Consider the following 25228-nt stretch of genomic DNA (forward strand, 5'->3'; position numbering starts at 1 on the left):
GAGGGCCGCTCGCATCCAAAATCCCCTCTCGGTCCCGGGACCGATGTTGTAAAACGGGACATGTCCTCGCACGACGCCTCGTTCCACCTGTCCGACCGCCGGATCCGTTTCGATCCCGGCGATCCCGGTTTCTTCCAGGATCCCTATCCCGCCTATGCCGGGCTCCACGCGGCGGGCGGAATCGCGGTCTGGACGGAGGAACACCTCGTTCTCGTCGCCTCCCATGCCGGCGTTTCCGGGCTCCTGCGCGACCGGCGGCTGGGGCGCGTCCTGCCGATCGACGAGGGAACGGGACGGGCCCTTCGCACGTCGCCGAGCGGCGATCTCCGCCATTTCGACGCCCTGGAAGCCCATTCGCTGCTCGAACTCGAACCGCCGACCCACACGCGGCTGCGCGGCCTCGTCACGCGCGCCTTCGTTTCCCGGGCGATCGAGCGTCTGGCGCCGCGCATCGAAACGGTCGCCCACGAGCTGATCGACGCCTTTCCCAAGGGCCGGGTAGATCTCGTCGAGGCCTTCGCGACGCCCCTCCCCGTCGCGATCATCGCCGAACTGATCGGCGTCCATGCGGCGGCCACGCCCTCCCTCCTCGCCTGGTCGCACGCCATGGTCGAGATGTACCGCCCGAACCCGGACGCCGCGACGCGCAAAGCGGCCGACGAGGCGTCCCGCGATTTCGGCGATCTCCTGCGCGGCACCATCGCGGAGCGTCGCAGGACGCCCCGCGGCGACCTCGTGTCCCACCTGATCGCGGCCGAGGAAGACGGTGGGCGGCTCGACGAGGACGAGATGGTCTCGACGCTCGTCCTTCTCCTCAATGCCGGTCACGAGGCGACCGTGCATCAGATCGGAAACGGCGTCCGGGCCATCGCCGAAGCCGGCCTTTCCGGCGCGGCGCTCTTTGCAAGCGAGACGTCGAGCGCAGCGACGGTGGAGGAGATGCTGCGCTTCGACACGCCGCTGCATCTCTTCAAGAGGCTGGCGCTCGAGGATTTCGAGATCGCGCCGGGATGGCGGCTCCGGCGCGGCGACGGCGTCGGCCTCCTGCTCGGAGCGGCCAATCGCGATCCCGCCGTCTACGACGAGCCCGGCGCGTTTCGGCCCGATCGCTATCGATCGACGCGAGCGGCGCCGGCTCATGTCGCCTTCGGCGGCGGCATCCATTTCTGCCTCGGCGCCCCGCTCGCCCGCCTCGAACTCAGCCTCGCCCTTCGCGTCCTCTACGAGCGCCTGCCGCAGATCGCGATCGCCGACGCCCCGCGGGTGCGAAACAGCTGGCACTTTCGCGGGCTGGAGCGTCTCGACGTCCGGTTCTGAGCCGACGCGCCGATCAGCCGATCTTCAACATGGATTTCAGACGCTCGCGCATCAGGCGCGCCATGTTGCGGGAGCGGCGCATGCGCTCCAAGCCCTCCGCGGCCTGGTCGACGCGTCGCCCGACATCCGGCGAAAGGCCGACGACGAGCGTGCCGATGGTCAGGCGATCCTTCCACAGGCGGTTCATCAGAAAATGATCCGGCACCGCGCAGGAATCGGCGCGCAGGACGTCGGGGTCGGCGATCAGGGCATCGCTCGCCTCGATCATCATCTGCAGTCCCGGCGAGGCCGCGGCGTGGCTCTCGTCATACGCCATCTTCCAGGCGAAGGCCTCGCCGCCGACGACGAAGGCGACGAGGCTGGCCACCGGCGCGCCGTCGAGGCGCAGCGTGAAGATGCGGGTGCGATCCTTTTCCGCCAGACGATTGACGCTCTCGCGCGTGAAGGCGGCCTTGTAGCGGTCCATGACGAGGGCGCTGCGCGAGCGCCCTTTCCAGCCGCTGGCCTCCAGCGTCAGGAAGTCCTCCAGGGCATGGCGCACGGCCGTCGTCTCGCGCGCGGTTTCGAAGACGACCTCGCCCTTGGCCTCCAGAAGCCGCCGCTGGCGCTGGATTTCCCGTCGACGCTTCGAGGACAAGGCCGACGTGACGCTCTGCTTCGCGGTCGCGTCGAGACTGGCGCGGTCGAACGTGTTGGCGCTCGCCATGGGCAGGCGGAGTTTCTCGGCTGCTGCGATCAGCGTCCGCGCGAAGGCGCCGTCGAGACGCAGGTCCGGAAACACGACGAGACCCGGCAGTCCAAGCGCGGGAGCCGACATGGTTTCGAGACAACTGATCAAGGTCCCGGCGGGATCGTCGCTGTCGACGAGAGGCGTGCCGAGGGGCCCGAACGGATGGGTCCAGGCGCGGATCACGGTCGGTCCGGCAATCAGACCGGCGCGCTCCACCGAGAAAGGCATGAGAAGGCGAACGCGGCTGCGCCGGGCTCCCTCGTCGCGCATCACGAAGAGGCGAACCGTCCGGTCGTCGAGCCGCGGCATGGCCGGGATCAGAAATTGCGGCGCGAAGAAAACATTGTGGTCGATCGCCCGTCGCGTCAGGAAATCCAGCTCGTCGACGAGCGAGAAGGCCGCGCGCGGGGCATAGATCGAGACGCGGCGCACGCCGTCCTCGCGCAGCAGCGAGACGCTGGCATCGGGCAGGCCGGTCTCCGTCGCGCTCTGCACGAAGGCCATGGCCGGCGCCGCGCTCGGCGAGGCCATCAGTTCGTCGGCGAGGGGCTTGGCGCTCATCGGTCGCACTCCGCTGGATCTGCCGTTCGAGATGGGACGCGCACCTGCCGCGCGAAAACGAAGAGGACGAGCCCGAGGCGGCGGCGCGCCATCGCATGGAGCGCGAGCGCCTCGAAGATCATGGCCGAGCTCGTCGCGAGGGCGGCGCCGAAGAGGCCGAGAGCCGGGATCAGCAGAATGTTGAGGGCGATGTTCACGACGATCGTCGCGACGTAGACCCCTGCGCAGGCCTTCTGCTCGCCCGACATGGTGAGCACGCTTTCGGCGGGACCCACCGAAGCACGGGCGAGGACGCCTGCCACCAGCACGAAGAGCAGCGGGAACCCCGTCTCGAAATCGGGGCCGAAGAGCCCGAGCAGGAGCTCGCCGCCGACGAGCATGGCGCCGGCGACGGCCAGCGAAGGCCAGAACGTCCAAGCGATGGTCTCGCGCACGAAAGCGTCGTAGCGGGCGCGGTCGCCGGCGTGCAGATATTGCGAGAAGCGCTGCGCCGCGCTCGCCTTCACCGCGAAATAGACGAAGTGGACGAGCGCCAGCGTCTTCACGCTGGCATAGTAGACCGCGACGTCGGCCGGCGTCATGAAGTGGCCGACCATGAGGATGTCGACATTGGTCAGGAGGTTGAAGAAGCCCTCCACCAGGAAGATCGGCAGGGCAACGGCGACCCAGGTCCGGAAGGCCATCGCGCGCGATCCGGGCCCCGCGGCCCTCGCCGCGTTGCGCCCGACGAGCAGCAGCTGAACCGCCGTGGTCGCCCAGGTCGCGGCGAGAAGACAGCCGGTGGCCGTCACCGCGCTCGCGCCGTAGCCGAGAGGACCGGTCGCGACCTCCATGAAGAGAAGGAGCAGCAAGGGGCGGACGATGAAGGTCGGCAAGAGGGCCAGCTTGGCGAAGGCATGCGCGCGCGACGTTCCATCCAGCACCTCGCCGAGCGCCATGACGGGCAGGCAGAAGGCGCCGATCACCAGCGGCAGCACATAGTAGTCGGGAACGGCGTCCGGGGCGAGGCGCAGCGCGAGAAGACCGAGCCCGGCGACGAAGCTCGCCACGGCGACGGCGAAGAGGCGGCTGGCGAGAAGCAGCCCGCGCAGCAGTTCCAGCCGTCCGGTCGCCCGATATTCCGGCGCGAAGCGGATCACCGCAGTCTGGAAGCCGAGGCAGGACAGTCCGCCCAGAATGACCGAGGCCACGAGGACGAAGACGAAGATGCCGTATTCGAAGGCGCCCATCCAACGCGCCAGAAGCACCTGGCTGACGAAGGCGATGATAGCGGAAACGACCCGGACGGAGAAGGCGAAGAGAGCGATCCGCGCCGAGACCGCCCGTTCCCCGCGTCCGCCGAGAAGCGCGTCGAGACCGGCCAGGAAGGGCCTTGCCCGCTCCATCCAGCGCGGCGGCATCAGGTGCCCCGCCATCCGTTCCGCCGAAGGCATCACGTTCGGATCGACTCGCTTCTACCGGGGACTCGACACGATCCCGTCGCGATGATCCTTAGCCGAGGAAGCTTAAGGCCCCGTTCGCGGCGAAAGCGGCGGGATCGCTTTGCGTCGGCCGCGCGCCGGAACGGTCCATCGCATCAACCGGCGAAGCCGCCTTCGTCCAGAAAGGCGCGTTCGCCGTCGGTCGAAACCCGTCCGAGAATTGCGTTGCGATGCGGGAAACGCCCATGCCGGGCGACGACGTCGCGGTGCTCCTCGGCGAAGGGCAGGTTCTCCGGACCGATCTCCCGCATCCATTCGACGCAGGCATCCTGATCGGCGAGATCCTCGGAATGCATCAGCGGCATGGCGAGAAACTGGTTCACGTCCTCGCCGAGCGTCACCGCGTCGCCGCGGGCGAGCGCCGCCTTGGCGATGGCGAGCGCCCTGGCGTCGGTCGCATACATGCGGGGCGTGCCCCGGTACATGTTGCGCGGAAACTGGTCGAGCAGGAGCACCAGCGCCAGCGCGCCCGTCGCGTCGTCCGCCCAGGCGTCGAGATCGCCCTGCGCGGCCCGTTCGTAGATGTCTTCGAAGCGCTGCCGGATCGTGGCATCGAAGGCCTCGTCCGCCACGAACCATCGGTCCGGGCCGGCATCGCGCCAGAAATCGACGATCCGCTGGGGATCGATGGAATAGTCGCTCATGGCAGCTTCCGTTGCAGCGCGGTAGGATCGAGCGTCAATGTAGGAACGAGACCCGCATGTCGGAAGACGTCAGAGAGCTTGATCTTCGCGGCCTCCGCTGCCCGCTGCCCGCCCTGCGGACGCGGCGGGCCTTGTCGCGATCCGCCCCGCGGACGCGATTCCTCGTCATCGCGGACGACCCGCTGGCCGGCATCGACATCCCCCATCTCTGCCGGTCGGAGGGCCATCGCCTGATCGACACCAGCGAGGACGCGGGCGCGCGACGCTTCCTGATCGAGCGCGCGGAGGAGACCTGAGCGAAGGGGCGGCGATGGAGCAGCCCCGAGACCGGCCGTTCAGGCGGCGGAGGGATCGGAATAGCCGTTGATGGAAAAGGACGACGTGTCGGACGGTGCAGGGGACTCGACCTCGTCGACGCTGAGCTCCATCGACGTGGCGAACACCTCCAGCAGGTCCGGATCGAAGGCTCCGGTCCAGCTGCGCATCTTCGACAAGGCGGCGCCCGGGGTCCAGGCCGCCTTGTAGGGACGCACGGAGGTCAGCGCATCGAAGACGTCGCAGATCGCCGCGGCTCGCGCATGAAAGCTGATCTCCTCGCCCGCCAGGGCCATGGGATAGCCGGTGCCGTCCATCCTCTCGTGGTGATGGAGGCAGACGTCGAGCAGGATCTGCGAGGGATCGGGAGAGCGTTCGAGGATGTCACGGCCGCGCTCGGGATGGGATCGGATGACCTCGCGTTCCGCATCGGTGAGGGGCGCGATCTTGCCGAGGATCGAAGGCTTCACCGTGAGCTTGCCGATGTCATGGAAGAGCCCGGCGAGCCCGATCTCCTGGATCTCGGCCTCCTCGCGTCCCAGGTGCCGGTAGAGGTGCATGAGGAGTGCGGACACCGACACCGAATGGAGGAAGGTGTAGTTGTCCATCGATTTCAGGCGCGTGAGACGGATCAGGGCCTTCGGGTTTTCGGCCAGCGAGGCGGAGATCTGATCGACCACCTCGCGGCACGCTTCGGGCCGCATCGCCTTTCCCGACTGCACGTCGAGAAACAGATCCTTCACGGCGCGACGCCAGACGTGAACCTTGCGGTTGAGGCGCAGCGCCTCGCTCGTTCGCGCGGCGGCTTGGAGCGGGCGGCGTCGCGCGACGTTCGATTGTCCCGATAGCTTCGGCGGGTTCGACGAGCCCGGCCTCGCCGGGTTGGCCGCAGCGATCCGCTCTGCCGCGACGCCCCTGCTCTCGTCGATGACGACGGAGGGTACGACGCTGTTCTGCAGCTTGAGAAGGTCCGTCGCCTTGGCGATCACGAAGCCGGCACGCCAGAACGGATGGTCCATCCAGTCGCCGTCGATGCGCTCCACGAACATTCCCAGGCGAAGATCTCGCGGCGCAATGCGTCGGAACATGGGGATCGCCCGGAGGAGTTTGGAAGCGGCGGAATCAACGTGGCCCCGATCAGGAGGCCCGACGACACTCCGTCAAATCCCTGAACATTTAGCGAAGTCCGCCCGGCACATTTTTCCCATGTCGCCGGAGCCGCGCGCGAAACGTCATGCCGCGATCAACCCGGCGCCGCCCATCCCCCCAGTGCTTCCCTAGCCGCCAGCGCTGCCCCATGCCGCCAGCGCTGCCCGGCGACGAAGCCGGCGGAGGCAGATCCAAGTCTCGCACGAGGCTCTAGAAGGCGAAGCCTGGAACGGCCAGAGGATTGTCGGTCAACGCCGCCCGATCCGGCGCGTCGAGGCGCGGCGTGCCGGTGAAGGCGGCGAAGAGATCGCGGACGTGGCGCTCGTCGAGATCGTCTCCGATGAGGACGAGCCGCGAGCTCGGCGCCATTCCCCCCGGCCAGGAGGGCAGCCGGACCGGTGGATGCAGGTAGGTCCGAACCCCGTGCAGGACGAGCGGGCGCGAGGGCTGCTCCACGGTCGCAACGACCGCCTTCATCCGGAGAAGCCGGGGACCCTGCGTGCCCGCGAGAAGATCGAGAAACTCGTAGATCACGGCAACCGGGATCGGCGCCCCGTGCAGGATCGAGAAGGAATTGATGCCGCCATGGCGCGAGGAGACCGGGCCGACTTGCCCATGGTCATGGTGCTCATGGGCAGGGTGTCCATGGTGTCCATGAGCATCGTGCCCGTGATGCTCATGCTCATGCTCATGCTCATGCTCATGATGCCGAGGCTCCGTCGGCATGCGTGCGAGGCTGCGTCGACCGTCCCCGAGCCAACCCGCGACGTCCGCGATCTTGGTCTCGGGGTCGAAGAGGCCGCAGCCGAAGAGAACAGCGGGAAGCGCCTCGCCGCGGCCGGCATCGAGGATCGGCGCCCGCGGGTTCAGCGCGACGAGCACGTCCGACAGCGCGGCCTTCGCGCCGGCGGGGGCGAGGTCCGTCTTGGTGATCACCAGCCGGTCGGCGACCGCGGCCTGACGGCGCGCCTCCTCGTGACTTTCGAGGGTTTCGAGACCCGAGAGCGCATCGACGACGGTGACGACGCCGTCCAGCGCGTAGGCCTGGACGAGTGCGGGATGGCTCATCAGCGCGGCGAGCACAGGCGTCGGATCGGCGAGACCCGTCGTCTCGATCACCACGCGCGTCAAGGCCGGCGTGCGGCCCGTCTGCATGCGGTCGGCGAGGTCGGCGAGCGTGTCCACGAGATCCCCGCGCACCGTACAGCACAGACAGCCATCGGACAGTTCGATGATGCCGTCGCGCGCGGTCTCGACGAGGAGATGGTCGATCCCCGCCTCCCCGAATTCGTTGACGATGACGCCGGTCTCGGTGACCGAGGGATCGGACAGAAGCCGGTTGAGAAGCGTCGTCTTGCCCGCTCCGAGGAACCCGGTGAGAACCGTGACGCGAACCGGACCGGTCAGAGCCGGACGCCTCGGCCCTGCGCCCGCGGGCAGGCCGGGGGCGCTCAGTTTGCCGCCCGCGGCGTCGGAACGGGAATGCCGCCGCGCTTCGTGACGCCGAGATCATCCGCCAGATTGGCGGCCGACGCCGTCCGCGTGTCGTCGGAGCCGCGCAAGGGGGCGTCCTTGGCGGCCGCCGCGGCGGCATGGGCGGCGTCGTTCGGCTGGTTCGGGCGGAAGGTCGGCCGGGGTATTCCGTAGGACGGGATCAGCGAGATGTTCGCCGCGATCCGTTCGGTGCCCGCCGCGCCGCCGAGCCCGACCTGGACGATCGTCGGGGGACCGCCGGCCTCGGGCAGCGCTTCGAGATCCACCGGAGAGGGCTTCTTCTTGGCGGTCGCCTCGGCGATGGCGGCCTCCTCGGCCTTGACGGCATTGGCGCGCGCGGTGCGACCGGCCGGCGAGCACATGCGCTCGGATATATCGGCCGTCTCCCCGCCGCCGGCGGCCATGTCGGTGATCTTCATGGAGCCTGCGCCGGGCGTCGCGCCGAAGCCGTCCTCGAGCAGGGCCGCCATGTGACGATCACGCACGCTCGATCGATCGGAGCCGAGCACCACCCCGACAAGCGTTCGGCCGTTGCGCGTCGCCGACCCCACGAGATTGAAGCCGGAGGCACAGATATAGCCGGTCTTCATGCCGTCGGCGCCGGAGAAGCGGCCGAGCAGACCGTTCCCGTTGTGCAGCACGGCACCGCCAGCCGAGATCGCCTCGGTGCCGAAATACGGGAGGAACTCCGGCAGTTCGCGCCGGATGGTGACGCCGAGAAGGGCGAGATCGCGCGCGTTCGAATGCTGACCTTCGCCGGGCAGGCCGTTCGGGTTGATGAAATGGGTGTCCTTCAGCCCGAGCCGATCGGCATCGGCGTTCATGGCGTCCACGAAAGCCGCCAGCGCGCCCGCTTCCGGCGAGGAGATGTCGAGGGTCGGAGCCTTCGGCGGCCCGCCGACCGAGACCGGCTCGGCCGCCGGCGACCGTTCGGCCGACGCGGCTCCTCCGGTCTGCAGATGGCTTCCGACCGTCTGCGCGATGGCGACGGCGACGTCGTTGGCCGACTTCACCATCATCATGCGCAAGGCGTTGTCGAGGCGCATGACCGAGCCCGGCTCGAAGCCCATCCGGGATGGCGCCTGCGCCGCGGCGTAGCGGGTCATCACGACCGGAGCGTCGAGCTTGATCCGTCCCTCCTTCACCGCCTTCAGGACGACATAGGCCGTCATGAGCTTGGTGGTGGAAGCGGGATACCAGCGCTTCGTCGCGTCCTTCTGCGACAGGACGGCGCCGGTCGCGACATCGACGACGATCGAGGTTTCGGCGCGGGCGCCGGAGACAACCGTGGCGGCAAAGGCGACAGCCAGGAGAGCCGTGGCGCCACGCAAGGGAAGCCGGATGGCTTTCAAGCGGATTTCCTTCAGGTTTCGCCATTCTTCGCGGACCGACCGCGACAGGCTTCCGGAGTCGCGCTATCTCGCCTGTGTGACCGTGTCATGGCAAGATGGCGTCACATCGCCGGCAAAGGGTGTCGGATCCCGGCCGCCAAGCGGCGCGACCAACGAAATGGACCTCATGCTTCACGACAGCCGCATCGCGCTCGCCATCGACGAGTCCCTCGGCTGGCGGCATCATCTGCACGAGCGCCCGGAGCTTCTCTACGAGGTTCACGAGACGGCCGCCTTCGTTGCCGCCCGTCTGTCCTCGTTCGGCTGCGACGAGGTTGCGACCGGCATCGGGCGCACCGGCGTCGTCGCCACCATCCGCGGACGCCGCGGCGAGAGTTCGCGCCGCATCGCGCTCCGGGCCGATATGGACGCCCTGCCGATCCTGGAGGAAACCGGCCTCGCCTACGCCTCCAAGACTTCGGGCGTGATGCATGCCTGCGGCCATGACGGGCACACCGCCATGCTGCTCGGCGCCGCGCGCGCACTGGCCGAGACGCGGGCGTTCGACGGCACGGTGATCCTCGTCTTCCAGCCGGCCGAGGAGGGCGGCGCCGGTGGGCGCGCGATGATCGAGGACGGGCTCGTGGACCGTTTCGCCCCCGACGCCTTCTACGGAATGCACAACCTGCCCGGTCTTCCCGTCGGCCGGTTCGCGATGCGGCCCGGTCCGATCATGGCCGCGACGGACGAATTCTCGATCGCGATCGCCGGACGCGGCGGTCATGCGGCGATCCCGAACCGCACGGCCGATCCGATCCTGGCCGGCGCCGCCATCGTGCAGGCCCTCCAGCAGATCGTCTCGCGCAACACCGATCCGCTGGACTCGCTCGTCGTCTCGGTGACGCAATTCCATTCGGGCTTCGCGCACAACGTCATTCCCGACGAGGCGCTGGTCTCCGGCACCGTGCGCTCGCTGCGGGGCGAAACGCGCGATGCCGCCGAGCGGCGCATCCACGCGATCGCGGAGGGAACCGCCCTCGCCCATGGCTGCACGGCGACGACGAGCTACGTGCGGAATTATCCCGTCACCGTGAACGATGCCGGGGCGGCGGCCTTCTGCGGCGACGTCGCGGCCCGGCTCGTCGGCGAGGCGCAGGTCGATCGAGCCGCGCCCCCGCTGATGGCCGGAGAGGACTTCGCCTACATGCTGGAGGCGCGGCCGGGCGCCTATGTCTTCATCGGAAACGGCCCCTCGGCGAATCTTCACCAGGCGCGCTACGATTTCGACGATCGCGCTCTGCCGTTCGGCATCGCCTACTGGGTCTCGCTCGCCGAGACGGCGCTGGCCTCGGCCTGACGGCGAGACGGCGAGACGGCGGGCGAAGAGGGACCGGGTGGCAAGCGCCCGCAAGGCCCTCCTCGGCTCTCTTTATTGCGGGCGACCCTTCTCCCAGGTGGGGGCCGCGGAAAAGAGCGGGATGGTGGAAATCGCCATCTTCGCGCTGCCCTCCGCGATCTCGCGGGCGAAGGCGAGATAGATCAGCGTGTCGTTGGCCTTGTCATAGACGCGGTTGACCTGCAGCGCCTTGAAGACGAGGGACCGACGGGTGGAGAAGATCTCCTCGCCATCTTCGTCGAGGTCGATGTCGCCGATCACGATCGGCCCGGTCTGGCGGCAGGCGATCGAGGAATTGGAGGGATCCTCGAACCAGTTGCCCTGGCTGAGACGATCCACGACGCCGCGATCGAAATAGCTGACATGGCAGGTGACGCCCCGGATCTTCGGATCCGCCACGGCTTCAATCTTGATCTCGTTGCCGAGCCAGTCCGTTCCGATGTCCCCGACCTCGTCCGCGAGAGCGGGCAGGCCGACGAACAAGGCGGCGATGACGGCGGGAAGCATGAAGCGCACGGGCGAAGCCTTCGTCTCGGGAAGCGGACGGGACGCAGATGGCGTCGATGGCCCGACGCTTCAACGCGCCGGTGTTCCGTCAGCGCGGGGCGGCGCGATCGTCGCGCTGGGCGAGAGCGGCGACCTCCCCCGGGCTGACGGGCTTGCCGGTCTCGTAGGTGCGGCCGCAAGCCGGCGTCTGCGCACCCGCGCCGAGCTCCACGTTCAGCCAGTCCGCGGCCTCGTCCAGCGAGGAAAAGGTCTGCGCGGGATGGCCGGACAGCGAGCCGAAGCTCGCCTCGACATAGAGCCGGCCCCGATCCTCGCGATGTTCCACCCCGGCGAGGCGAACGAGGATCGCGACGAGCTTGCCGTCGTGAAAGGCGAGCTGGCCTTCCTCGTCGCTGCTGTCGGTGGCCACCAGGACGGGATGAAAGATCAGCACGTCGAATCCTCGCTTCGTCCAACGGAAGCCTGGATACGGCCGGTCCGTTCCGCCCGGCGATCGCCCCGAATGGGTGCGCTCCTACGGATCCGTCGTCTCGACGACCGCGGGAAGGACGCGGCGGTTCTCGCGCCACCATATGTAGAGCCCGCTCGCGATGAGGATCGCCGTCCCGACCAGCGTCGTCCAGCGCAGATGATCGCCGAACAGGAGCAGACTGATGGCGGTGGCCGACAGGACCTGGCTGTAGAGGAACGGGGAAAGGAGCGAGGCGGAGGCGTAGCGGAAGCCGACGACGAGGGAGAAGTGACCGATCGCCCCGACGCAGCCGACGAAGACGAGCAGGGCGAAATGGGTCGCGCTCGGCGTCTGCCATTGCGGAACGACGAGGACTGTCAGGATCAGCGCCCCCACCGCCGTGGTGTTGAACTGGGTGGCCGGCGCCTCGTCGCTGCCCGCCAGCTGACGCGTCAGCAGCATATAGACCGCGTTCAACACGGCCGCCGCGAGCGGAAAGAAGAGATAGGGATCGGTGCCCGAGGCGCCGGGACGCACGATGAGGAGAACGCCGAGAAAGCCCGCGACGACCGCGAGGATCCGGTGAAGGCCGATCGTCTCCTTGAGGAACAGGACCGAGAGGATCGTGATGATGATCGGGGAGAAGAACATCACCGACGTCGCATCGGCAAGGGAGACGCGGGACAGGCCGATATACATGAGAAGCGTCGCGCCGAGCAGAGTCATGCCGCGCAGAAGATGCAGCACGGGACGGCGTGTCTTCAGGAAGCGGGGGCCGGTGGTCGCCGCGAGGTAACCGCTCATCAGGAGCGTCTGGAACACGTAGCGCCCCCAGACGACCTGCAGCACCGGCAGATGGAGGGTGAGATATTTGGCGCCCGCGTCCATCGCCGAGAAGACCGTGCCCGCGAAGACGGTCAGGACGATGCCGACGATCAGTCTGTTGCCGTTCACATGCACTGCCGGGAATGAGGAGCCCTGGTGGCCGAAGGCCGTTCGCGGTCTCATAACCCGTTCGACCTGCGAAAGCACCGAGAGATCGAAGCTCTTTCCGGTCGCCGCCAAGCCGCCGGCCCATTCCCCTCGCCGGCCCCTCGCCGGCCGCCCCCGACTACCGCCCCTCGCCGATCGCCCCTCGCCGGTCGCGGGCGCGGCCGCCCTCATTCGCCGCGGGGATAGCGCTGATTCTCCTCCAGGACGTTGAGGTCCATGTGGTTGCGCATGTAGCGCTCGGAAGCTTGGCGCAACGGCTGGTGGTCCCAGGGGTAATAGGCGCCGTTGCGCAGGGCAGCATAGGTGACGTGGCGGCGCGCCTGGCTCTCGCGAACCGCCTGGTCGAAGGCGGCGAGATCCCAGCGCGCGTCGATCGCCCGGGAGAGGCGTTCGCGCGTCGCGGCATGGGCCGGATCTCCGGAGAGATCGGCCAGTTCGTTCGGGTCGGCGTCGAGGTCGAAGAGAAGATCGGGATCGGCGCTGCAGCGCGAGAGCTTGAAGGGACCGTCCCGCAGGGCGACCATCGGGGCGATGGAACCCTCGGCGGCATATTCCATGGGGACCGGCGCCGCGCGCTCGCCCCGCTCGGCGGTGCCGAGCAGCGACAGACCGTCGGTCCAGGGCTCGACCTCGGATAGATCGATGCCGCCGAGTTCGGCGAGCGTGGGCACGAGGTCGAGCGTGGAAACCGGGGCATCGATGCGGCGGCCGTCGAGCCCAGGGGCTGCGAGCATCAGCGGCACGCGGGACGAGCCCTCGAAGAAGTTCATCTTGAACCAAAGCCCCCGCTCGCCCAGCATGTCGCCATGGTCGGAGAGGAAGAGGACGGCCGTGTTTTCCTCCAGCCGGCAGCGGGCGAGGATGTCGAGGATCTCGCCGATCTTCTCGTCGACATAGGAGATGTTGGCGAAATAGCCGCGACGCGCGCGGGCGATCGCCTCGGGAGAGATCTCGTACTTCTCGTCCTCGCAGGCGCGCATCAGGCGCTGGGAATGCGGATCCTGCTCGTCGAAGGGGATGCGGCCGACCGTTGGGGCCAGAGCCGGACAATCCTCGTAGAGATCCCAATAGCGGCGACGGGCTACGTAGGGATCGTGCGGATGGGTGAAGGAGACGGTGAGGCAGAACGGGCGATCGTCGCGGCCGCGTGCGAGGTCGTAGAGCTTCTGACCGGCGAAATGGGCGACCTCGTCGTCGTATTCGTACTGGTTCGTGATCTCGGCGACGCCCGCGCCCGTGACCGAGCCGAGATTGTGGTACCACCAGTCGATCCGCTCGCCGGGCTTGCGGTAATCCGGCGTCCAGCCGAAATCGGCGGGATAGACGTCGGTCGTCAGTCGCTCCTCGAAGCCGTGAAGCTGATCGGGTCCGACGAAGTGCATCTTGCCGGACAGGGCGGTGTGGTAGCCGGCGCGCCGCAGGTGATGGGCATAGGTCGGGATCGAGGAGGCGAACTCGGCGGCGTTGTCGTAGACGCCCGTGCGCGAGGGCAACTGACCCGCCATGAAGGACGCCCGCGCCGGCGCGCAGAGCGGGCTCGCGGTGTAGGCCTTGGAAAAGCGGAGCGAGCGGGCGGCCAGGGCCTTCAGGTTCGGGGCATGAAGGAAGTCCGCAGGCCCGTCGGGAAAGAAGGTCCCGTTCAGCTGGTCGACCATGAAGATCAGGATGTTGGGGCGTTCGGTCATGGCTTTGCGCGGTTCCAGGCGTGGGGCGTCTTCGCTCGACACGCGAGACTCTCCGGTTCATGCTGAACCAGAAGGCCCCTCGTTGGACGATGCCGCTTGTCTCTTCGGGATACCGGTTTCCACGGATCCCTGACAAAGCTTAGGAAGCCATGTCGCCCCAGGCATGTCTCCTCGCGCACCGCGATGTCGTAGACACGCCGACCGCGTCATACCAGCGGCCGAAGACGCGGACGCGTCCAGCCGCTGAAGAGATGGCGAAGGTCCCAGACGCGCCAGAGGCTTGCGACAGTCCCCAAAACAAAGCCCCGGGAGCCATTTGCGATGTCTCCCGGCATCAGGCGATCTGCCGAACCTGCTCGACCGGACAGCGCATGGCGGCGGCCGGCATCGCCGAGAGCGCGACGACGCCATCGCGCGCGACCCGCTCGCTCGCGGCCTCGGCCGACAGGGGACGGTCGAAGTGGTAGCCCTGCCCGTCGTGGCAGCCGGCGGCGATCATCTGGTCGAGCTGCTCCTGCGTCTCGATCCCTTCCGCGACGATCTTCAGGCCGAGCGCCAGAGCGAGGTCGCAGATCGCCCGGATGATGGCGAGGCTCGACAGGTCGGACGGGCTGTCGCGAACGAAGCTCTGGTCGATCTTCAACTTGTCGAAGGCGAAGCGCCGGAGGTAGCCGAGCGACGCATAGCCCGTGCCGAAATCGTCGAGCGAGATGGCCACGCCCAGCTTGCGAAGCCGCATGAGGATCGCCAGCACGTCCTCGTCCTGCTCGACGAGGATGCTCTCGGTGAGTTCCACGTTGAGACGTCCGGCCGAGATGCCGTGGCGCAGAAGCGCGTCCTCGATGCAGCCGCAGAGCCGAGGATCGGCAAACTGGCGGCCGGACACGTTGATCGAGATGCTGATCCTCTCGGGCCATGCGGCGGCCGTCCGGCAGGCTTCCTCCACGACCCATCGGCCGATCTCCACGATCAGCCCGCTGTCTTCTGCGACCGGAATGAATTCGGCGGGAGAAACCGGACCGAACGAGGGATGGCGCCATCGCAGAAGGGCTTCGAAGCCTTCGAGCCGTCGGGTTTCGAGCGAGACGATCGGCTGGAAGGCGAGGGAGAATTCGTTCCGGGCGATCGCCATCTTCAGGCCGTTCAGGATCCGCTGGCGCCGGATGAGACCATTCTCCATTTCGGGCGCGAACAGCCGCGCGCATCCTCGACCGGCGGCCTTCGCGGCGTAGAGCGCGAGATCGGCGCTCTTCATCAAGGGTGTTTCGTCGCGCCATTCCGATCTCTCGTCGACGGCGATCCCCATCGAGGCGCTCACGGACAGGGAATGTCCGTCCACGAAGAGCGGCGCGCGAAGCGATCCCAGAATGGCTTCCGCGCAACTCTGCGCTTCGGACCCGGCCGCTTCGCCGACGAAGAGAATGCCGAATTCGTCTCCTCCCAGGCGCGCCAGCATGGCGGCCTCACCCGCCGCGTCGACGAGCCGTCCGGTCATCGCGATCAACAAGAGGTCGCCCGCCGCATGGCCGAGCGTGTCGTTGATGTTCTTGAAGTGATCGACGTCGAGAAGCACGACGGCCTGAGATTGATAGGGTTTTTTGGATCGGAGTTGGTTCCTGAAGGCCAAGCGGTTCGAGACACCCGTCAGGTCATCCCGCAGCGCGGTACGCTTGGCCTTTTCACTTTGGACAAACACGGCACAGAGAAGGGAAATACCGGACAAGATCATCGCGACGATGATCGCCGACAGCGCGGTGAACGCGTCGCTCAAATGACCCTGCTCGCGCGTGTGGGCGTCGCTGCCCTCGACATGCGAAATCGACGCGAGGCGGACGAGCTGGCGGTTCAAGGGCTTGAGGATCGCGATCGCCTTTCCGACCACTTCGGGCCGATCGAGGTCTTCAAACATCGCTCCGATCGTCTCAACCGCGACGTTGATATCCTCGAAGGTCTGGCGAGATGCGGCGACGCTGGGTCCGTAGCCGATCAGCATCTTGTCCAGCAGGCCTTTGATCCGGGATTGGAGGATATCTCTGCGCAGCGCGACGTCATCGTCCGTCGCCCCCGTTTGCGGGACGAGCCGGGATGCGAGGGCGACCTGCAGACGCAACATCTCGCTGCTCGCCTGCGCGATATCGAAGGAGTAGTTGTAGCGCGGCGTCGTGACGATCTGCTTCTGGCTTTTCACGATGAGAAACGACGCCCAGATCGCAAGGACGGCGAAGGCACCGGTCAACAGCGCAAGCAAGAGCTTGAAAGAGCGGGCCAGCCGAAACATGTCGTTCCCGGCCTCAGAGAATTTCGAGCGAAGCGAGCTGCCAGACGCAGCGTGCATAGAACGAGGGGAGCTTCAAAGCCGCGTTGTCGTCGAACGGAAAGACCAGAAAGAGTGGTCCCCGCTCGGTGACAGACATCGTCTGCCCGTTCTCACGATACGCGAGAATGGCGCCCTGACCGGCGACGCTCGCGATGTCCATGTCGGCGACGTAGTCGTTGAGGGCGGTGAGGCGCAGTTTCGAGCCGGTGGCTCCCAGCGTCGTGAGGAAGGCATCGAGATCGACACCCTCGAACGTGACCGGGGCCTCGTGCCAAGGCGTTGTCGTCGTGAAGCGAAGGGCCGGAAGCGCCTCGAGTTGAGCCAGTGTAAACCTGCGCTCAGCAGGAGCCGAGATCGCACCGCTCACGGTCAAAATCGGCTCGTCGGCGAAGGCCCGATGAAAGCCGAGGGTCATGATACCAGCTCCCAAGAGGATCACGGAGCGGCGATTGAGGATCGTCATCGGTTCAGACTCTTCGGTGGCTCTCCGTCTCAAACTGTCATCGCCGATTTAAAGTTCAGTGAACACATTTTGCCGATAAATCAGTTTGCTTCTCGATACTTCGCTGCTTGTTGCGGGGGAACTTACGGAACGGTCGACCATTGATCCGCGAAATGGGAGACGGGCCATGAACGATGACGACCGCATTCGCCAGAAGGCGCACGAGCTTTGGGAACATGAAGGCCGTCCGGACGGACGGGCGGCGAGCCACTGGGCTTCGGCGCGCGAGATCATCGCGCTGCAGGACAGCTACGACGCCACCCTGACACCAGTCGGGGAGACGCTCGACGAGGTCGTCGAGCCCGCATTCATGGCGGAGAACCAGGCCGACGTGCCCGGCCTCACCGATCTCGGCGAGGACGCGGGTGGGCCGAGCCACGAGGTCGAGGTCAGCCTCGCCGACGAACTGCCGCTGTCGGCAGACCAGAAGAAGCCGGCGCGCAGGTCCCGCGACAAGGGGTGAAGCCCGTTCATCTCGCGCGGATCTGCAATCTGCGCGAGAGATCGGAGGCCATTCGTCGTTCCGGGTCGATCCGGTCGAGGACCCTGCGGAACTCGCCGAGCCGCGGATACATGCGGTCAAATCCCCCCGGCGAGAGACAGGCGTCCTTGGCGAGATAGATCCGCCCGCCGTGGTCGAGGGTCAGCCGCTCCAGGCGGCTCATGAGATCCGGGGTCCGGTTCCGCGCCGGAAAATCCAGCGCCAGCGTGAAGCCGGGCATGGGAAAGGAAAGATGCCCCCGTCCGCTTCGGCCGAGCGTCTTCAAAACGGCCAGGAAGGAACCGGATCCGTCCGCCGCGATGGCTTCCAGCAGTTGCCGGATGCCGAGATCGGCCTGCGCCTCCGGGATGACGCATTGGAACTGATAGAAGCCGCGCCGCCCGTACATCCGGTTCCAGTCGAGAAGGGCGTCCAGCGGATATAGGAAGGTCGTCAGGGGCACCCGGCTGTCCCGGCCGGCCGCTGGAACCCGCCGGAAGTAGAGCTGGTTGAAGGCCCCGATGCTGAGCGGATTCAACGCCAGAGCGGGAAGATCGAACGGCAGGCGACGCGCGCGCAGCGGCGGTGCCGGCTCGAGAGGACCGTCCGCCGGTTCCGCCGCCTGGAGGATTCCCCGTCCGAGGCTCTTTCCTCGCGCAACGGCATCGATCCAGGCCACCGTGTAGCTCGACGTCTCGCGCCCCCGCCGCAAGCCGTCCATCAACGCCTCGATATCGCCCGCGCGATCCTCCCGCAAGGTCACGTGGGAGGACGCCACGCGCTTCAATCCGATCGCGGCTTCGACGATGATGCCGGTGAGGCCGAGCCCGCCGATCGTGGCGTCGAAGAGGTCGGGGTCCTCGACCGGCGACGTCCTCACGATGCGTCCATCGGGGAGTGCCAGACGGATCCAGCGGACGTGGTCGCCGAAGCTTCCCGCGCGGTCGTGATTCTTGCCATGGACGTCGTTCGCGATGGCGCCGCCCACGGTCGCAAAGGCCGTCCCCGGCGAGACCGGCATGATCCATCCGCGATGCAGTTCCTTTTCGAGCACCTGTCGAAACGTCACGCCGGGGCCGCAGACTAGGCATCCGTCCTCGTCGACGGGGGCCATCGCATCGAGGTCCGTCGCGATCAGCGTCGCGCCGCCGTCGTTCAGCGCGACGTCGCCATAGCTCCGGCCGGCGCCGAAGGGGATGATGCCCCGCGCGCTGCGCATCGTGGCGAGAGACGTCGCAACGTCCCTTTCGTCGGACGGCTCGGCCACCGTCGTCGTCGCGTGGCGCGTGCGTCCCCAGCCCGTCAGACGCTGGGGCGAGACGTCGGCGCTCGGTCCGGCACTCTCGAGATCGGGCATGGTCGGGTCCTTGCTGGCACGTCCGAGCCTTGCATGAAAACGCCGAACAAAGTCTTTGCGTCTCCCGCGATGCGCGGGAGATCATCAGGCTGTGGCACGACAATGCTTGGTTGATATTTGGTCCGCCAGTAACCAAGGTTTAGGAGTTCCCGCCTACGGTTGTTTTGCAAGACCCCGAAGGCAAAGCGGAGCGCGGCGCGCTGCGTGTCCTGCCGGCATCATCGCCACGGTCGGTCCCGATCCACTCGAAACGAGCCACCATGCGCCACGTCTCCGCCCCTTCCCGCCGAACGACCGGACGCGCCTTCGTCCGGGACGGTCGGACCGGAAGATGCGGACACGCGATGTCGGCGGCGTCGTCCCGGACGGCCGAAGCCCCAGCTCCCGCCGTCGACCTCAACACCTGCGATGGGGAAGAGTTCTAAATGCGCAAGCCCAAGACGGCCGCCGCGAAGGCGGCCCCGAAAGCCGGGGCGACGATCGAGCTCGTGCCCCATCTCGACTATCCCGCCGCGGCAGCGCTTCACGAGAGCCTCCTCGCCGCCCGCGGAGAACCGATCGTGATCGACGCCTCGGCCGTCGAACGGATCGGCGGCCAGTGTCTCCAGGTCCTGCTCTCGGCAGTCGTGACCTGGAAGAGCGACATGACCGCCCTCGAAATCGCCAAGCCCTCCCAGGGCTTTCAGGACGGGCTGCAGCTGCTGGGGCTCACCGTCGACAGTCTGATCGACAAGGAGATCACCCGATGACGAAGACCATTCTCACGGTCGACGATTCCCGCACCATGCGCGAGATGCTGCGCCGCGCTCTCGAAGCTTCGGGTTTCAACGTCGTGCAGGCAGAAGACGGCGTCCACGGCATCGAAGTGCTGCAGGGCATGGCCTATCCCGACGTCATCATCACCGACGTGAACATGCCGCGCATGGACGGCCTCCAGTTCATCGAGGAGGTCCGTTCGGACCAGTCGTTCCGCGCCATCCCGATCCTCGTCCTCACCACGGAGAGCGACGCGGAGAAGAAGGCCCGCGCCCGCCGCGCCGGCGCCACCGGCTGGATCGTGAAGCCGTTCGACCCGGTGAAGCTCGTCGACGCCATCCGGCGCGTGGCGGCCTGACGCCCTTTCGCGCACCGGCGGACATGCCGGCCCGCGACACGGGGCGGAACGGGGATTGCGTCTCTCCAGCCTCGTTCCTGCCCCATCGTGGAAGACGTAGGCCCGGAAGCGCAGACCAGACCTGACCGCCGGACATGTCCGGCACCTTGGAGACGACTATGGACGCGATGGCGGAAATCCGGGCGACATTCTTCGAGGAATGCGTCGAGCAGCTTGGGGAGCTCGAATCCGGCCTTCTCGCCATGGAGAGCGGTTCGGCCGACTCCGATACCGTCAACGCGGTGTTCCGCGCCGTCCATTCGGTCAAGGGAGGCGCCGGTGCCTTCAACCTCAACGATCTCGTCCACTTCGCCCACATCTTCGAGACGACGCTCGACGAGGTCCGCTCCGATCGCATGGAGCCGACGCCGGATGTGCTGAAGGTCCTCCTTCGCGCCGCCGACGTCCTGGCCGACCTCATCACGGTGGCGCGCGACGGCGGTTCGGTCGATGCCGCGCGCACCAAGACGCTCGTCGCGGAGCTGAAGGAGCTCGTCGAGGGAAAGCCGCTGTCGGCCTCCGAGACCGCCGAGGTCGAGGAAGAGGAAGCGCCGGAGGTGGAGGAGGCCGAGGAGTCGCTGTTCCCCGCCATGGACGGCGACGGAATGGACGGCCTCGACTTCACCCCGGTCGCCATCGAATTCGACGATCTCCTCGCCGAGACCGCGACGAAGTTCCGCATCACCTTCAAGCCGCGCCCGGAAATGTACGCCAAGGCGAACGAGACGGCACGCCTCATCCGTGAGGTGCTCGCTCTCGGTCTCGGCCGGGTGACCTGCGATACGACCGACACGCCGCTTCTCCCCGACTGCGATCCGGAAGGCGCGTTCCTCGCCTGGACGATCGATCTGACGACCGACCGGGACGAGGCCGCGCTCCAGGAGATCTTCGAGTTCGCCTCCTACGAGGCCGAAGTGATCATCGAGCGGGTCCTCGACGCCGGCGATGACGACGTCGCGATGGACCCGGAGATCGCCGCGCTTCTCGCCCGGATGCAGGCGGCGGACGAGGCGGCGGAAGCCCCGAAGGCCGTGGAGACGGTCGAGCCCAAGGCCAAGGCCAAGTCGCCCGCCAAGCCCGCCGCCGTCGCGGCCGTGGCGGATGCCCCGCCGGCGATCGCCAAGGCGCCTGCGAAGGCAGCCGCCGCTCCGGCCGCCGCTGCCCCCGCCTCCGGCAACGAAGGTGGAGGCCAGGCCGGCGCGACGATCCGCGTCGATCTGGAGCGCGTCGACCGGTTGATCGATCTCGTCGGCGAGCTCGTGATCCACCAGGTCATGCTCTCCCAGCGCGTCACCCAGGCGGGCCTCGCCCACGCCTCCGACGTCGCCGTCGGCCTCGACGAGCTGGAGCAGCTGACGCGCGAGATCCAGGATTCGGTGATGGCGATCCGCGCCCAGCCGGTGAAGTCGGTCTTCCAGCGCCTGCCCCGCCTCGTGCGGGAGGTCGCGGACGCGACGAAGAAGAACGTCAAGCTCGTGACGGAAGGCGAAGGCACGGAGGTCGACAAGACCGTCATCGAGCGCCTGTCCGATCCGCTGACGCACATGATCCGCAACGCCATCGATCATGGGCTGGAATCGCCGGAGAAGCGGCTCGCCGCGGGCAAGCCGGAAGAGGGAACGGTCCGCGTCGCCGCGATGCATCGCTCGGGCCGCATCGTCATCGAGATCTCGGACGACGGCGCCGGCATCAACCGTCCGGTCGTGCGCGACATCGCCATCAAGAAGGGCCTGATCCCGCCGGACGCCGCGTTGACCGACGAGGAGATCGACAACCTGATCTTCCTGCCGGGCTTCTCGACCAAGGTGGAGGTCTCCGAATTGTCCGGCCGCGGCGTCGGCATGGACGTCGTGAAGCGTTCGATCCAGGCGCTCGGCGGGCGTGTGTCGATCGCCTCGAAGCCTGGCGAGGGCTCGATGTTCACCATGAGCCTGCCGCTGACGCTCGCCGTTCTCGACGGCATGATCGTCTCGGCCGGCAGCCAGACGCTGGTCGTGCCGCTGACCGCCATCATCGAGACGCTGAAGCCCAAACCGTCCGAGGTGCGCGGCTTCGGCTCCGACCAGCGCCTCATCGCGGTGCGCGATACGTTCCTGCCGCTCATCGATGTCGCCCAGCAGCTCGGCTACCGTCACCAGCCGACGGACGCGATCCAAGGCGTCGCCATCCTCGTCGAGGCGGAGAACGGCAATCGCTCGGCGCTCCTCGTCGACGGTATCCAAGGCCAGCGGCAGGTCGTCATCAAGAGCCTCGAGTCGAATTACGGACGAGTGCCCGGCGTCGCCGCGGCGACCATCATGGGCGATGGCCGGGTCGCCCTGATCCTCGATGTCGATGCCGTCGCGGCCACCTCTCGCTTTGAACAGAACTTCTTCGGCAACGGCCTACAGGCAGCGGAGTGACGGCCATGGCAGACTACGACCACAACGAGAAAGTCGGACTGCGCGAGTTGATCGCGTTCCGGATCGGCGAGCAGGAATTCTGCGTCGACATCATCTCCGTCCGCGAAATCCGCGGCTTCGCGGCGGCCACCCCCCTCCCCCATGCCCCGAACTTCGTCGTCGGCGTGATCAACCTTCGCGGCACCGTTCTGCCGATCGTGGATCTCGCGGCGCGGCTCGGCTTCCGCCCGACCGAACCCACGGCCCGCTCGGTCGTGATCGTGGTCCGCGTCGATCGACAGATGGTCGGCCTGCTCGTCGACGCGGTGTCGGACATCCTGACGGTCAGCGACGACCTGCTGCAGGCGACGCCGGACATCGCCTCGGAACTGGCTCGGACCTTCGTTCGCGGCGTCATGGCCTTCGAGGGCCGCATGATCTCGATGATCGCCGTCGACAGCGTCCTGCCCCCGAGCGAAATGGCCGCCTGAGGCAGTCGCAGACAATGGGCCGGCAGCGTGAGCCGCCGGCCTCGGTCCCATGAGGAAGGCTAGTTTGATGGCAAGGCTCGATGCAGACCGGCGAGATGGAGACAAGCCGGGTTCGGGCGAGTTTCTGCTGACGGACGCGGACTTCACGATGATCGCCAAGATCCTCCACGAGGATTCCGGCATTCTGTTGTCGCCGTCGAAGAGCAACCTCGTCTATTCGCGGCTCGCCAAGCGCTTGCGCACGCTGGGCCTGTCGAGCTTCAAGGAATATTGCCAGCACATCGCCGGGAGCAGCGGCGCCAGCGAGCGGATGAGCATGCTCGCGGCACTGACGACGAACGTCACGCATTTCTTCCGCGAGAACCATCACTTCGAGCACCTGAAGAGCGACCTCCTGCCGCCGCTCCTGGCGCAGGCCAAGCGCGGGGGCCGCGTGCGGATCTGGTCGGCCGGCTGCTCGAACGGGCACGAGCCCTATTCGATCGCCCTCACCATCCTGTCGCTGATGCCCGACGCCGCCAATCACGACGTGCGCATTCTGGCCACCGACATCGATCCGAACGTCGTCGCGTTCGGGCGCGCCGGAATCTACGACGACGCGACGCTGGAGGCGGTTCCAAAGCCGCTGCGCCAGCGCTGGTTCAAACCGGCGCCGAACGATTCCAGCGAGGTCTCGGACGCCATGCGCGACCTCGTCTCGTTCCGCGAACTCAATCTCATCGGCGACTGGCCGATGCAAGGAACGTTCCAGGCTCTCTTCTGCCGGAACGTCACGATCTATTTCGATCAGCCGACGCGCGAAAAGATCTGGCATCGCTTCTGCCGCTATCTCGAACCCGGCGGCTGGTTCTACATGGGCCATTCCGAGCGACTGACGGGACCTGCCATGGACCATCTCGCCTTCGAGGGCACGACCGCCTACCGCCGCCTGGACACCGACGTCCGATGACCCCGGTCCGCGTCCTCGTCGTCGATGATTCGCGCACCATGCGCGCCCTGCTGAAACATGCGATCAGCCACGACCCGCAGATCGAGGTCGTGGGCGAAGCGGCCAATCCGCTCGAAGCGCGCGACAAGATGAAGGAACTCGATCCCGATGTCGTGACGCTCGACATCGAGATGCCCAACATGAACGGGCTCGAGTTTCTCGAAAAGATCATGCGGTTGCGGCCAACGCCGGTCATCATGGTCTCGAACCTGACCCAGCCGGGCGCTTCCGCGACGCTGCAGGCGCTGGAGACGGGCGCGTTCGACTGCATCTCCAAGCCGAGCGGGCTTCAGGGCAACACGCTGGAACATCTGCCGGGGCTCATCAAGGAAGCGGCGAAGGCGAAGTCCCGTCTCGTCGCGCAGCGCGGCGCTCGAGAGACGGCTCGCGCCGCCCCGGCGCCGGCGCAGGCGGTCTACGCCGAGCATGCGAACTGGCCGAAGGTCGTCCTCATCGGATCGTCCACCGGCGGCGTCGAGGCCCTGATCACCGTTCTGTCGGACTTTCCGGCCGAATGTCCGCCGACGCTGATCGTCCAGCATCTCCCGGCCGCGTTCACCTCCTCCTTCACGGCCCGGCTCGACAAGATCTGCAAGGCCCGCGTCGTGGAAGGACGCAACGGCGACGTGATCAAGCCTGGCCATGTCTACGTCGCTCCCGGCGCACAGCACATGTCGCTGCACGGCCGGGGCGGCCAGCGCATCCGCCTGGGCGGCGACGAGCCGGTGAACGGACACAAGCCCTCCGTCGACGTGCTGTTCCACTCCGCGGCCGAGCTCGTGGAGGGGCGGATGACCGGAATCATCCTCACCGGCATGGGGCGCGACGGCGCCGAGGGCCTCCTGAAGATGCGCCAGGCGGGTGCGCGCACGATGGCGCAGGATGAGGCGACGTCGCTCGTCTATGGGATGCCGAGGGTCGCCCATGAGATCGGCGCGGCGCAGAAGCGCGTGCCGTTGACCGGCATCGTGCGCGAAACGTTCGGCTGAACCTCGCTTCGCGAAGGCCGCGCCGCTCCGGCGCGACCGCCTCCCCCGTCGTCGCAACGGTCCTTGCCATCGTCCTCGTCGACCGGTCGCAAAGTGCGGGGTTCGTCGAGGGGTTGCGACAGATGCGATGAACTTGCGAGCCATTTGTTAAGCCCGATCGGGTTGAATGCAAGGGCACACAGGACTGCAGGGTTCGGTCGGCGGGGCACAGACTCGCCGCCGGACCGAAGAGAAGGCCAACCTAGGCCCCGTCTGCTCCGCGACGGCATTCGTCAGACAAGTATCGAAGGATTCCATGGTATGGCCAGCAAGCAGAGCCTCAAAGTCCTGGTCGTCGACGACCAGCGTACGAGCCGCATGCTGATCCGCGACGCCCTCGACCAGATCGGCATCACGCAGGTGAGCTTCGCGGTGGACGGCGAAGAGGCACTGAAGATGATGATGGCCTCACCCGCCAACTTCATCATCTCCGATTTCAACATGCCCAAGCTCGACGGCCTGCAGCTTCTGAAGGC

General features: G+C 67.2%; 23 protein-coding genes. 10 read left to right on the top strand and 13 right to left on the bottom strand.

Annotated features, from left to right (window positions below; all coding sequences use genetic code 11):
* Positions 1–60 precede the first annotated feature (60 nt).
* Positions 61–1317: a cytochrome P450 gene (locus tag ASG43_RS18120; RefSeq protein WP_056508073.1), complete on the top strand. Its 1257-nt coding sequence runs from the start codon at positions 61–63 to the stop codon at positions 1315–1317.
* 13 nt (positions 1318–1330) lie between these two features.
* On the opposite strand, the gene ASG43_RS18125 is transcribed toward ASG43_RS18120, so the two are convergent.
* The 3 genes from ASG43_RS18125 to ASG43_RS18135 all read right to left on the bottom strand — a co-directional run bounded on the left by ASG43_RS18125 (position 1331) and on the right by ASG43_RS18135 (position 4733).
* Positions 1331–2608, bottom strand: a complete 1278-nt coding sequence (locus ASG43_RS18125) for a GNAT family N-acetyltransferase (RefSeq protein WP_056508076.1) — start codon at positions 2606–2608, stop codon at positions 1331–1333.
* A complete protein-coding gene (locus tag ASG43_RS18130) occupies positions 2605–4023 on the bottom strand; it encodes a lipopolysaccharide biosynthesis protein (protein ID WP_156386768.1) in 1419 nt (472 codons plus the stop codon). Before ASG43_RS18130 ends, ASG43_RS18125 begins: the two co-directional genes overlap by 4 nt.
* 161 nt (positions 4024–4184) lie before the next feature.
* Positions 4185–4733 carry a DUF924 family protein gene (locus ASG43_RS18135; protein ID WP_056508080.1) on the bottom strand — a complete coding sequence of 183 codons (549 nt, stop codon included), beginning with the start codon at positions 4731–4733 and terminating at the stop codon, positions 4185–4187.
* Between the two features lie 56 nt (positions 4734–4789).
* Here ASG43_RS18135 and ASG43_RS18140 point away from each other — a divergent pair, with 56 nt between their 5' ends.
* Positions 4790–5029: a sulfurtransferase TusA family protein gene (locus ASG43_RS18140; protein ID WP_056508082.1), complete on the top strand. Its 240-nt coding sequence runs from the start codon at positions 4790–4792 to the stop codon at positions 5027–5029.
* A gap of 39 nt (positions 5030–5068) precedes the next feature.
* Here the strand turns inward: ASG43_RS18140 and ASG43_RS18145 are convergent, their stop codons facing one another.
* The 3 genes from ASG43_RS18145 to ASG43_RS18155 form a co-directional block, all read right to left on the bottom strand.
* The gene (locus ASG43_RS18145; RefSeq protein WP_082491035.1) at positions 5069–6136 is read right to left on the bottom strand and encodes an HD-GYP domain-containing protein; all 1068 of its coding nucleotides are present in this window, start codon (positions 6134–6136) and stop codon (positions 5069–5071) included.
* Between the two features lie 271 nt (positions 6137–6407).
* Complete coding sequence (locus ASG43_RS18150) at positions 6408–7604, bottom strand: GTP-binding protein (protein WP_056508085.1); 1197 nt, start codon at positions 7602–7604, stop codon at positions 6408–6410.
* 44 nt (positions 7605–7648) lie between these two features.
* Entirely contained in the window at positions 7649–9043 is a 1395-nt protein-coding gene (locus tag ASG43_RS18155; RefSeq protein WP_082491036.1) for a D-alanyl-D-alanine carboxypeptidase family protein, read from the bottom strand.
* Between the two features lie 166 nt (positions 9044–9209).
* Between ASG43_RS18155 and ASG43_RS18160 the strand changes: the two genes are divergently transcribed.
* Positions 9210–10379, top strand: a complete 1170-nt coding sequence (locus ASG43_RS18160; protein ID WP_056508087.1) for a M20 aminoacylase family protein — start codon at positions 9210–9212, stop codon at positions 10377–10379.
* 72 nt (positions 10380–10451) lie between these two features.
* Here the strand turns inward: ASG43_RS18160 and ASG43_RS18165 are convergent, their stop codons facing one another.
* From ASG43_RS18165 to ASG43_RS18190, 6 genes are all read right to left on the bottom strand, one after another.
* Complete coding sequence (locus ASG43_RS18165; protein ID WP_056508394.1) at positions 10452–10925, bottom strand: CreA family protein; 474 nt, start codon at positions 10923–10925, stop codon at positions 10452–10454.
* A gap of 88 nt (positions 10926–11013) precedes the next feature.
* Complete coding sequence (locus ASG43_RS18170) at positions 11014–11358, bottom strand: hypothetical protein (protein ID WP_056508088.1); 345 nt, start codon at positions 11356–11358, stop codon at positions 11014–11016.
* An 81-nt stretch (positions 11359–11439) separates the two neighbouring features.
* Complete coding sequence (locus ASG43_RS18175; RefSeq protein WP_244488156.1) at positions 11440–12330, bottom strand: DMT family transporter; 891 nt, start codon at positions 12328–12330, stop codon at positions 11440–11442.
* Positions 12331–12536: 206 nt separating this feature from the next.
* Entirely contained in the window at positions 12537–14054 is a 1518-nt protein-coding gene (gene betC, locus ASG43_RS18180; RefSeq protein ID WP_056508090.1) for a choline-sulfatase, read from the bottom strand.
* 334 nt (positions 14055–14388) lie between these two features.
* Complete coding sequence (locus tag ASG43_RS18185) at positions 14389–16332, bottom strand: bifunctional diguanylate cyclase/phosphodiesterase (RefSeq protein ID WP_056508091.1); 1944 nt, start codon at positions 16330–16332, stop codon at positions 14389–14391.
* A gap of 13 nt (positions 16333–16345) precedes the next feature.
* Complete coding sequence (locus tag ASG43_RS18190) at positions 16346–16834, bottom strand: hypothetical protein (RefSeq protein WP_056508092.1); 489 nt, start codon at positions 16832–16834, stop codon at positions 16346–16348.
* A gap of 166 nt (positions 16835–17000) precedes the next feature.
* Here ASG43_RS18190 and ASG43_RS18195 point away from each other — a divergent pair, with 166 nt between their 5' ends.
* Positions 17001–17336: a DUF2934 domain-containing protein gene (locus ASG43_RS18195; RefSeq protein ID WP_056508094.1), complete on the top strand. Its 336-nt coding sequence runs from the start codon at positions 17001–17003 to the stop codon at positions 17334–17336.
* Between the two features lie 7 nt (positions 17337–17343).
* Here the strand turns inward: ASG43_RS18195 and ASG43_RS18200 are convergent, their stop codons facing one another.
* Entirely contained in the window at positions 17344–18711 is a 1368-nt protein-coding gene (locus ASG43_RS18200) for an FAD-binding oxidoreductase (protein WP_056508096.1), read from the bottom strand.
* Between the two features lie 425 nt (positions 18712–19136).
* Here ASG43_RS18200 and ASG43_RS18205 point away from each other — a divergent pair, with 425 nt between their 5' ends.
* The 6 genes from ASG43_RS18205 to ASG43_RS18230 all read left to right on the top strand — a co-directional run bounded on the left by ASG43_RS18205 (position 19137) and on the right by ASG43_RS18230 (position 24713).
* The gene (locus ASG43_RS18205) at positions 19137–19460 is read left to right on the top strand and encodes an STAS domain-containing protein (protein ID WP_056508098.1); all 324 of its coding nucleotides are present in this window, start codon (positions 19137–19139) and stop codon (positions 19458–19460) included.
* Positions 19457–19825, top strand: coding sequence for a response regulator (locus tag ASG43_RS18210; RefSeq protein WP_056508099.1), 369 nt, complete (start codon positions 19457–19459; stop codon positions 19823–19825). Before ASG43_RS18205 ends, ASG43_RS18210 begins: the two co-directional genes overlap by 4 nt.
* A gap of 158 nt (positions 19826–19983) precedes the next feature.
* Positions 19984–22266, top strand: coding sequence for a chemotaxis protein CheA (locus ASG43_RS18215; RefSeq protein WP_056508101.1), 2283 nt, complete (start codon positions 19984–19986; stop codon positions 22264–22266).
* A 5-nt stretch (positions 22267–22271) separates the two neighbouring features.
* A complete protein-coding gene (locus ASG43_RS18220; protein WP_056508398.1) occupies positions 22272–22736 on the top strand; it encodes a chemotaxis protein CheW in 465 nt (154 codons plus the stop codon).
* A gap of 67 nt (positions 22737–22803) precedes the next feature.
* Positions 22804–23685: a protein-glutamate O-methyltransferase gene (locus ASG43_RS18225; protein ID WP_056508103.1), complete on the top strand. Its 882-nt coding sequence runs from the start codon at positions 22804–22806 to the stop codon at positions 23683–23685.
* On the top strand, positions 23682–24713 hold the full coding sequence (locus tag ASG43_RS18230; protein ID WP_056508105.1) for a chemotaxis response regulator protein-glutamate methylesterase: 1032 nt from the start codon (positions 23682–23684) through the stop codon (positions 24711–24713). Before ASG43_RS18225 ends, ASG43_RS18230 begins: the two co-directional genes overlap by 4 nt.
* The last annotated feature ends 515 nt before the right edge of the window (positions 24714–25228 follow it).

It is taken from the genome of Aureimonas sp. Leaf454 (assembly GCF_001424685.1).
Classification (GTDB): domain Bacteria; phylum Pseudomonadota; class Alphaproteobacteria; order Rhizobiales; family Rhizobiaceae; genus Plantimonas.